Here is a 2,499-nt window from a genome sequence, read left to right on the forward strand (position 1 = left end):
GCTGTACCCCACCCCCGCCGAACGCCCCCTGCCCGGCATCCCGGTCAGCACCGCGTCGGTGGAATAAGCGCCATACAAGTCATATCGCGCATCCAGCAAGTTATCGCCCCACAGATAAACTTCCGATCCACCGCTCTGCAGCCCCAAGTGCAAATCCAGCTTGGCGTAGCCCTTGAGGTCATAGTGATTCTGCGGATCAGCCGGGCGGTTTTTCTGCACGCGGTAGTTGAGCAACGTGTTCAGGCGCGGCGCCGGCAAGCCGAGCAGTTCACCCACGGGTTTGTTCCAGGCAATGCTGAAGTTGCCGCTCCACAGCGGCACGTCCGGCACGCGACTACCCTTGGCCACATCACCGCCGGACACCCCTGGCGCATCGGAGGTCACCACCGCGTTGGTGTAGCTGATGGCGCTGCCCAGGGTCAGTTCATCGGTGGCATGCCAGGTACTCGACAACTCGGCACCTTTGCTGCGGGTATCGGCATTCACCGCGCTGACCGCCAGGGACGTGAAGTCATAACCCAGCAAGTGGTCATCCTGCACGCGGGTGATGAACAACGCCCCTTCCAGGCTCAACGCACCGCCTTCGCTTTCATGCTTGAAACCGACTTCCGCGGAGTTCACCTTGGCTGCCTTGTAGGGTTGGCTGTCCTTGATTGACGTCGCGTAGTCGTTGAACCCGGCCGACTTGTAGCCCCGCGACAACACCGCGTACAGGTTGGTCTGGGGTGTCCATGCGTAGCTCAGGGCCACGCGCCCGGTGTTGTAGTCGTCCTGCAAGCGTCGGCTGTCGTTGATCAGGTTGGCGCCACTGCTGTAATCAGCGCCGTAGGTCTTGCGGTCCCAAGTGTGGCGCAGGCCGGTGGTGAGCTTCCAGTCCTCGGCAATCGGGAAGGTCACTTCGCCGTACGCGGCATAGCTGTTGGTGGTGAAATCGCGCAGTTGCCGGGCGCCATTGGTGAAGTTGTTGGAGTCAAAACTGCGCTCGGAACGGGACAGGTTCACCCCGGTTACCCAGAACACATCGGCGTCTGCCAGTGATCCCAGGCGCAGGTCCTGGCTCCAGACTCGCTCATGGGCCGAGTCTTCGATCAGGTACTCAAAAGGCTGGCCGTACAACGCGCGGGTGATGTTGCGATCATAGCCCTTGACCGCATTGAAGTCGGTGCTGGTATAGGCGCTGATCGAGGTGATCCGGGCCTGGGCCAGGTCATGGTTGAGCTCGAAGGAATAACGCTCGTTGGTCTTCTTGTTGCCATTGAACGTGCCAGGGGTGTAGTCGAGGCTGGGGCGGTTGCCGAACGGTCGCAGGATCTCCAGGCCGGCATAGTGATCGGCGCGCTGGCGCTCAGCGGTCAGCAGGCCAGTGGTGCCAGCGTCGTTGTCCCACAACAGGCTGCCGCGCAGGGCCAGGTCGCGGGGTTTGGTCAGGGGGTCGCCGTCTTGTTGGTCATCGACCCAGTTATCAAAGCCGCTGCGACGCACGGCAATGCGCCCGGCCAACGACTCCGTCAACGGCCCACCCACCGCACCCTCGGTCATGAACTGGCCTTGGTTGCCCACTTCGCCACGCACGTAGCCCTCCAGTTCGCGGGTGGGTTTGCGCGTGGTGACGTTGATCGCGCCCGCTTCGCTGTTACGCCCGAACAAGGTGCCTTGGGGCCCCTTGAGCACTTCCACTTGCTGCACGTCGAGGGTAGCCATCGCTGCGTTGCGCACCGACATCGGCACGCCGTCCACGTTCAGCACCACCGAGCCATCGTCCATGCTCATCTGGTTCAGCGAGCCAACCCCACGGATACGCACGTTGGCATCGTTGGCGCCGCCCCAGGAGTTCACATCCACCCCAGGCGTTGTGCGCAAGGCGTCTTCCAGGGTGCGTAAACGCCGGGTTTCGAGAGTTTGCCCATCGAGCACCGAAAGGCCGAACGGAATGTCCTTGGCACTTTCCTGGTTCAATCGCGCGCTCACCGTCACCGGCCCCAGCTCGATAGTCTCGGCATTGGTGGCCGGTTGAGCCTCAACGGCATAAGCCGCACACATCTGGCTGGACAAGGCCAGTGCCATGGCTTGGGTCAGCACGTTGGCCCGCCAACCGATGGGGCGGCGTAGTGGCTGGATAGACAGTTCAGGTGACATGGCAAAGCTCCACAAGGCAGGGATGGTTCACATTCATTGCACAGGCCCCCAGCGCTTGAGCGCGGCGGCAATCGCGTGTTCGGAGGGCGCGCCCAGCAGGCGCTGAAGCTCAGTGGGCCATCCCTGGCCATGACGGACGTCGGCGGTCATCGCCGTGAGGTGTTCGGGGGATTGCACAGCCACCCAATCAAGGCTGACCAGCGCGGCATAGTGGGCCGCCCAGCCCTGTTCGCGAGCATCGGCCAGGGTGCCGACAGGCTCACCGTCATTGCCCAGGGCGCGCGTCAGGTCGTCGGCCATCAGCTTGACCAGCGCGGCGCGGGCGCCAGCACCGTCGACGTCTTCCACGCACAGCAAGCCCAC

At 63.2% G+C, this 2,499-nt stretch carries 1 protein-coding gene and 1 pseudogene; both read right to left on the reverse strand.

Annotation, left to right across the window (positions count from 1 at the left end):
- Positions 1-2,136, reverse strand: a 2,136-nt coding sequence (locus tag GIV35_RS27075; RefSeq protein WP_236491461.1) for a TonB-dependent receptor, incomplete at its 3' end; no start/stop codon positions are given.
- A gap of 33 nt (positions 2,137-2,169) precedes the next feature.
- A pseudogene (locus GIV35_RS27080) lies at positions 2,170-2,499 on the reverse strand (hypothetical protein); the annotation flags it as partial.

This window comes from Pseudomonas sp. PA-1-6B, assembly GCF_021609545.1.
GTDB lineage: Bacteria > Pseudomonadota > Gammaproteobacteria > Pseudomonadales > Pseudomonadaceae > Aquipseudomonas > Aquipseudomonas fluorescens_BV.